The 7,583-nt window shown below is 50.9% G+C and carries 6 protein-coding genes; 5 read left to right on the top strand and 1 reads right to left on the bottom strand.

Features of this window, described 5'->3' with window-relative positions:
- The 5 genes from OES20_18375 to OES20_18355 all read left to right on the top strand — a co-directional run.
- Positions 1-1,301 (top strand): monovalent cation/H+ antiporter subunit D family protein (locus OES20_18375; GenBank protein MDH3636662.1); only part of this gene is annotated, 1,301 nt, incomplete at its 5' end.
- Positions 1,298-2,767, top strand: coding sequence for a monovalent cation/H+ antiporter subunit D family protein (locus OES20_18370; GenBank protein MDH3636661.1), 1,470 nt, complete (start codon positions 1,298-1,300; stop codon positions 2,765-2,767). The genes OES20_18375 and OES20_18370, both read left to right, overlap by 4 nt.
- Positions 2,768-2,777: 10 nt before the next feature.
- Entirely contained in the window at positions 2,778-3,101 is a 324-nt protein-coding gene (locus OES20_18365; protein MDH3636660.1) for a hypothetical protein, read from the top strand.
- Complete coding sequence (locus OES20_18360) at positions 3,088-4,788, top strand: Na(+)/H(+) antiporter subunit D (protein ID MDH3636659.1); 1,701 nt, start codon at positions 3,088-3,090, stop codon at positions 4,786-4,788. The genes OES20_18365 and OES20_18360 overlap by 14 nt, the downstream gene beginning before the upstream one ends.
- A 211-nt stretch (positions 4,789-4,999) precedes the next feature.
- Positions 5,000-5,752 carry a DUF2189 domain-containing protein gene (locus OES20_18355; protein MDH3636658.1) on the top strand — a complete coding sequence of 251 codons (753 nt, stop codon included), beginning with the start codon at positions 5,000-5,002 and terminating at the stop codon, positions 5,750-5,752.
- A gap of 58 nt (positions 5,753-5,810) precedes the next feature.
- On the opposite strand, the gene OES20_18350 is transcribed toward OES20_18355, so the two are convergent.
- Entirely contained in the window at positions 5,811-7,031 is a 1,221-nt protein-coding gene (locus OES20_18350; GenBank protein ID MDH3636657.1) for a hypothetical protein, read from the bottom strand.
- Between the last annotated feature and the right edge of the window lie 552 nt (positions 7,032-7,583).

The raw sequence follows: 7,583 nt of genomic DNA, 5'->3' as shown, positions 1-7,583 counted from the left end.
AAAGGGGTGGCTGGAGCGCACCCTGGGGGATCGAATATCGCGTCGATAGGCTCAATGCCTATCTTTTACTGATCGTCTCGAGTATCAGCACGGTCGTACTGCTGGCTGCCCGCATCAGCATAGAAAAAGAAATTCCGGAACATCGCCGTCACCTGTTTTACGTTTTGTACCTGCTTTCCCTGACTGGATTGCTTGGCGTGGTGACGACGGGCGACGCCTTTAATGTTTTTGTTTTCCTCGAAGTTTCCTCGCTTGCGGCCTACTCTTTGATCGCCCTGGGTGAAGACCGGCGCGCCCTCTGGGCCGCCTACCAGTATTTGATTATGGGTACCATTGGCGCCACCTTTATTCTGATCGGAATCGGCCTGATGTATCAAATGACCGGTACGCTGAACATGGATGATCTGTCCAGGCGCTTGCCAGAGGTCGCACAAACGCGAACCGTATTTGCCGCCTTTGCCTTTATTGTCGTTGGCGTCTGCCTGAAGGTTGCCCTGTTTCCTCTGCACCGCTGGTTACCGAATGCCTATGCCTATGCACCCTCGGTCGTGACGGCAGTCCTGGCTGCCACCTCGACCAAGGTCGCCGTATATTTACTCATCCGCTTTACCTTCTCGGTTTTCGGGATTTCGTTTTCCTTCACGACGGTGCCCTTACAAACCATTTTCGTAATACTTGGGTTATTGGGAATTTTCGTAGCCTCGACTACGGCCATTTTTCAAAAAAATGTAAAACATATATTTGCCTACTCCAGTGTCGCTCAGATTGGCTACATGATTGTCGGTTACAGTATCAGTACGACAACGGGTCTCATGGCTACCCTGTTGCACCTGTTTAACCATGCCTTGATGAAGAGTGCCCTGTTTTTGGCTTTGGGTGCCGTGATGTACCGTATCGGCAGTGTGCAATTGAACCAGTTTCGGGGTTTGGGCCGTCAGATGCCCTTTACCATGGCCGCTATAGTGGCCGGCGGTTTGAGCCTGATCGGCGTACCGCTAACCGTGGGTTTTATCAGCAAATGGTACCTGGTCCTGGCTGCCCTTGAAAACGGTTGGTGGCCAGTCGCGGCGCTCATACTCCTGGGTTCCTTACTGGCCATCGTCTACGTATGGCGTGTCGTCGAAACCGCCTATTTTCATGAACCTCCGGCAGGCAGGGAATCCGTCGAGGAAGCGCCGCCGGAATTCCTGATCCCGGTGTGGCTGCTGGTATCGGCCAATATCTATTTCGGCCTGGACACCCGTCTCAGCGTGCAGGTGGCGCAGGCGGCAGCGCAGAGTTTGTTTGGGGTAAGCCCGTGAACCTCTCTGTCGACTTCATGTTACAACTCAGCATTTTTCTGCCGCTTGTGGCAACCGTGGGAATCCTGGCCGCGGGGCGAATGCCGAATCTGCGCGAGGCCATCTCGATCGTTACCAGTCTGGCCCTGTTCTATCTGGTCACCCAACTCTATCAGGCGCTCGAGCAGGGAGAAGTCATCGCTGTTCATTGGTGGCAACTGGTGCCCGGATTGCAGTTGAGCTTTGCCATCGAGCCGCTAGGAATGCTTTTCGCACTGGTTGCCAGCTTCCTCTGGATCATCACAACGGTCTACTCCATCGGCTATATGCGTAGCCATGACGAACAGAATCAGACACGCTTCTATACCTGCTTTGCCATCGCCATCGGCAGTTCGATGGGAGTTGCTTTCGCGGCAAACCTGTTCACGTTGTTTATATTTTACGAAGCGCTGACCCTGTCCACCTATCCACTGGTCACCCATGCCGGGACTCCGGAAGCCAAAAAAGGTGGGCGAATATATCTTGGCATACTACTTAGTACCTCGATTGCCTTTTTTCTATTAGCCGTAATCAGTACCTGGGTTGTGGCCGGCACTCTGGATTTTAAACAGGGGGGCGTATTTGACTCTGATGTTAATACTACGGTAGCAGCTGCGATACTGATCCTGTTTATTTTTGGCATTGGCAAGGCCGCTATTATGCCTTTTCATCGCTGGTTACCCGCGGCAATGGTCGCGCCGACCCCGGTTAGTGCTTTGCTGCATGCGGTAGCCGTGGTGAAGGCCGGCGTATTCACCGTGTTAAAAGTGTGTGTGTTTATCTTTGGCATCGATTTGTTGTCGGTGCTGCCAACTACCCAGTTCTTGCTCTATCTGGCGGGCGCATCCGTGCTCCTGGCTTCACTGGTCGCCATGTGGAAAGATAATTTAAAAGCCAGGCTGGCCTACTCAACCGTGAGTCAATTGGGCTATGTCACCATCGGAGCGCTGCTGGCTACCTCAGCGGGGGTTGTCGGTAGCTCGATGCATATCGCCATGCATGCATTCGGAAAAATTACCCTGTTCTTCTGTGCTGGCGCCATTCTGGTTGCTGCGCATAAATCAAACATCAGTGAAATGCGAGGTCTTGGTAAACAAATGCCGATCACCATGGCTGCATTTTTTATTGCCAGCCTCAGCATCATTGGCGTACCACCCGCCGGTGGTACCTGGAGCAAATGGTTCCTGTTAATGGGCACGCTGGAGGCGGAACAGTGGATTCTGATGGCAGCGTTAATGATTAGCTCTTTGCTCAACATCGCTTATCTTTTACCCATACCTTTTCATGCGTTTTTCTCCGGTGACAAGACGCCCTATTCTCGAGCCGGGATAAAAGAAGCTCCGTTACCATCATTAATTGCCTTGAGTATTACCACGGTGGGCTGCCTGGTCCTTTTTGTATATCCGCAACCCTTATATGAACTGGCCAGGGCCATTCTGGTTACATAAGGATTAACTTATGGAAAACGAGAAGCAATATCTGTTTGATAACCCCAATAATGTAAAACGCGTTTTATATATCCTCTACGGGTGTTGTGTGCTGCTTTTTGCGCTGGACTTTGTAATCCATCGTCACGTCGAGCATAGCTGGGAAAACCTCTGGGGATTCTATCCTGTCTTTGGATTTGTCGCCTGCGTCATGCTGGTGCTAGTCGCCAAATGGATGCGAACCTTTCTCATGCGCGCGGAAGATTACTATGACGAAGGCGATGCGGAGATAAACGCAAGACCCGACGCTAACGAAAAGCATAGTGCCGAAGGTGGTAACGATGTGGATGCTTGAAATACCGCCATTCTTGCCTTTCTTTATCGGTGCCCTGTTTGCTGCCGTCACCCGCGGAACCTTGCGCGGTGTAATCATGCTGGCAGTGCCTGTCGCGAGTGCGCTCCATCTGTGGATGGTACCCGAAGGCGTTCATCTGCAGTTGGCCTTATTCGATTATCAGCTCACCCCTTACCGTGTCGATAAGCTGAGCCTGATGTTCGGTTATGTATTTCATATCGCCGCGTTTATTGCCATCGTTTACTCGCTGCACGTACGCGACACCGTGCAACAGGTAACTGCCTTGTTGTATGCAGGCAGCGGCCTCGGGGCCGTCTTCTCCGGCGATTTGTTAACCTTGTTCGTCTTCTGGGAACTCCTTGCATTTACTTCGGTATTTCTTATCTGGGCGCGGAGATCCAGGCGTTCTTACCAGGCCGGGATGCGTTATCTGATTATCCAGGTCCTGTCCGGCGTCATTCTGCTGATCGGTGCACTGTTTTATGCTGCCGAAAACGGTTCCCTGGATTTCGGCTTTATAGGCCTGGAAGGTATAGCCGGATGGCTAATCTTTATCGCTTTTGGCATTAAATGTGCTTTTCCAGTTGTGCACAACTGGCTCACCGATGCCTATCCCGAGGCCACCGTAACCGGCACTGTATTTCTCAGTGCGTTTACCACCAAGGTCGCCGTCTATGCACTAGCTCGTGGATATCCCGGTACCGAGCTGCTGGTATATATCGGCGCGGCTATGACCTGTTTCCCGATTTTCTTTGCCGTAATTGAAAATGACCTGCGCCGGGTGTTGGCCTACAGCCTGATCAACCAGGTAGGATTTATGGTCGTTGGTGTCGGCATCGGCACAGCACTCGCTATCAATGGCGCTGTTTCACATGCGTTTAACGATGTCATCTTCAAGGGACTGCTGTTTATGTCGATGGGGGCGGTGTTGCATATGACCGGTCGCATGAACGGATCGGATCTGGGCGGACTCTACAAAACGATGCCGAAAACCACGGTGTTGTGCATCGTCGGGGCAGCCTCAATTTCGGCCTTCCCGTTATTCAGTGGTTTCGTTAGCAAATCCATGGTGATGTCCGCCGCCCTGGAAAATGATTATGACTGGATATGGTTAATGCTGTTATTTGCTTCCGCGGGTGTCTTTCATCACGCCGGCATCAAGATCCCCTATTTTGCTTTCTTCGCGCATGACTCGGGCATTCGGGTAAGTGATCCACCCAACAACATGTTATTGGCGATGTTGATCGCAGCGGTTTTGTGCATCGGAATCGGCGTCTATCCGGCCGCACTATACTCCCTGCTGCCTTACGACACCGGATATAATCCCTATGACGCGACTCACGTGTTGGCACAGACCCAGCTGCTATTTTTCTCGGCGCTGGCCTTCGTCTGGCTCAACCTCAGAGGCATGTACCCCCCCGAACTACACTCTACCAACCTGGACGCGGAGTGGTTTTATCGCCGTCTTTTCCCGGTTGCGATACAAAGCCTGTTCGCGGCCATATGGAGACTGGATGACGTTTTACGCCGGGCCTTTGTTACGAGATTGCACCGCTGCCTGGACATTCTTTCCAGCATTTACCATGTGCCCACCGGCTTGCTTACCAGCGCTCGTCCTGCCGGCAGCATGGCGATGTGGGTAGCGATATTTCTTGCTGGCTATTTGTTTCTTAGTTTTGTTTATTAAACGCTTCCGAGTCAGAGTTAATATATGTCAGGACTTGCCTGTGCCACCCAGTCGGTATAAGTTAACAGAAAGCATGCGCCAGGAGTATTAAGCGAAAGCCTACATAGTTTGGGTTTATTTTTATGAATCTAACTGATCGGCCTTGAAACCTCATTTTCACTATATTTACTGCAAAGGGTGTTCGAAATAGTTATCTGAGACGAGGTGCGGAATGCAAACACAACCAGGGGGTTCCATCGGGGATAAAGTTCCTCTCTATGCACCTTGCCGCAAGCTCTCTATCGGCGATCCCTTCAGATGGTTGAAGATGGGGTGGCAGGATTTCAAGCTCACACCCCGGCACAGCCTGGCATACGGTCTGGTATTCGTATTTTTCGGTTGGCTGCTTCTTTATCTTGCATGGGTCCATGAAGATATTGCCTTGATCGTCAGCCTTCTTTTCGGCTTCCTGATCATGGGACCCGTGCTCTGTTTCGGTCTTTACGACAACAGCCATCAACTCGAAAAGAACCGTGAATCAACCTTTAGTCACCAGCGCAAGAAGGCTTTCCATAAAATGAAGCACGAGCGTTTGATTGCGATGATGATGAGCATGTTGATCGTGTTCCTGGTCATCGTGCTATCGATAATGATCGGAATAGAGCCGGCATTCGGTCAGAAAACAGGTTCTTATGTGGTGGCGTCTTTGTCGATCGCCGTGATTTTTGGATGCCTGGCCTTTTGTGCCAGTGTGTTCACGCTACCGATGATTCTGCACCAGGATGCCGATGGAGCGACTGCAATATTAACCAGCATCAACGCGGTGTTGCGAAACAAGCGGGTATTGGCGCTCTGGGCGTTGCTGATATTTGTACTTACGGCTGCAGGAATCGCGACCGCACTAATCGGTCTCGCGTTCACAACCCCAGTGATCGGTTATGCCACCTGGCACGCCTACCGTGAAACGATTATCACGAAGGGATAAGGAGCTAGCCAGCGCCATACTGGATGGCGTTGATCAATACGTTATCACTGTCATTCATCTATTCGGCAGGAATCGCGAATAACACGATAAATAACAGAAAGACCGCTACCGTGGAAAAGATTGCGAAACGCAGCCAGTAGGCTTTACCTTCGTAGTGATGACGGTTTGCAAGGAGGGCGACCACACACTGCAACAAGTAGTACAGTGCAAATGCACGAGAAGCGAGGGCGATAATCTCGAGCAGGTTGGCTGTCCATACCAATATGATGGCAAAGACCGCCACCACCAGGTAACCCTTGTTGGACGATATTCTCCCCTTGCTCGTTTCACTCGCCAGGCCTCCAGCACCGACAGTATCGGCAACACCTGCGCTGAACTGGCTCATGATTGCGGCCACGATAAGCATCAATGGCAATGCGGCTGCCGCAAGCCCGGTTACAGCCACGATATCTGCAATCCGGATGTGCGCAAGGTCTATATGTTGCACTATTGGCATCAATACAATGACTGATACCACATACAGTACGCCTGATATCAGTTGCGCCCGACGCATGGTTCGTACACGCATATCGGCATGATATTTTTCACCCAGAAACCGCGATGTCTCGAACCCCTGCACTACCAGCAATATACCGGCCAGCATAAAGGCTTTGGTCATCAAGCTTCTTTCCTGAATATCAAAGGTCAGGGATTGTCCGGATTGCAGGAAGTTGTAGTCGTATACGGACACGCCAATCAGCAGCGCCGCAACAATAGATAACTGGATCGACATTGCAAATGCTTCAAGTTTCTCAAGCCCCCCCAGTCCGCGCAGGAAACCGATTGCCGCAATGAAAACGATGATGACCGTTGTCAGGGCTCTTTCCCAGCCAAATTCATCCACAAAACCCAAATAGTTGAGCAAAAAAGACGATAGCAATGATAGATAGAATGCGACTGCGGTCACGTAAGCAAGAGAAAGTGCAGCGTTGGCAACAAAATCGATTTTATATATCAACGGGGAAGCGTTCTTATCGTGCAGGAGGGGTTCGGCATGAATTATATTGAAACGGATCACGCCGCCGATCGCATAGGCGAGTATCACAATTCCTGTGACTGCGATAGGAGAATAAATACCGATCACGCTCGCAAGCATTGGAGCTATGATCAGAAACCCGCTGCCTATTATGGAGGAGAGGGGTGTGAGTGTTGCCTGCCAGGACGGATTTTTAAGCAATCGGGGATGGAACATGCACAGCAATCCAATGACTACGATAATCACAAGTACTATGTTCAGCATAAGTATCTATTCATTAATTTTTCACGCAAAGTAACTCTACAGAGGGAGAAATCCTGTTTATCTTAATAACGTTTCGGCCAGTGCAGCACCCCTTTTCGCTGTTCTCGTTAAGACGATATCCTCGAATGCGCTTGTCCGGAATTTGCCATCGGCAACCGGAAGTTAGTCAGAAGCAACAATCAACGCAATAAGGGTGATGTTAACCAGGGACCTCTAAAGCGCTTCACCCAAAGCCCAAAAATCTAATTTTTTATACTCCACAGCGGCATTTCCTGGCGGCGGTATCCATGCCACACGACCGCGTGACAGGATCTCCGCCGATTCCGCCCGAATTGCCCAGGTCACGCTATCGCGCGGTACTTTCCTATCCAGCTACGCCCTGATACCAGGCCGACATGGAGGTCAACCACTGATCGACCACGTACAAATTTTGGACTCCAATTAACAGCCCGGTCAGTCCAGACATTGTCAAAAAAATAACCTGTTCCGGACGACGGAGCAAAGTGTCGAGATATTAGATCTGGAGCCATTTTATCTATCAGGCACTTTTAC

This window comes from Gammaproteobacteria bacterium (genome assembly GCA_029862005.1).
Taxonomy (GTDB): domain Bacteria; phylum Pseudomonadota; class Gammaproteobacteria.
The sequence above is the reverse complement of the archived record's forward strand: the minus strand, read 5'-3'. Positions and strand labels throughout refer to the sequence as shown.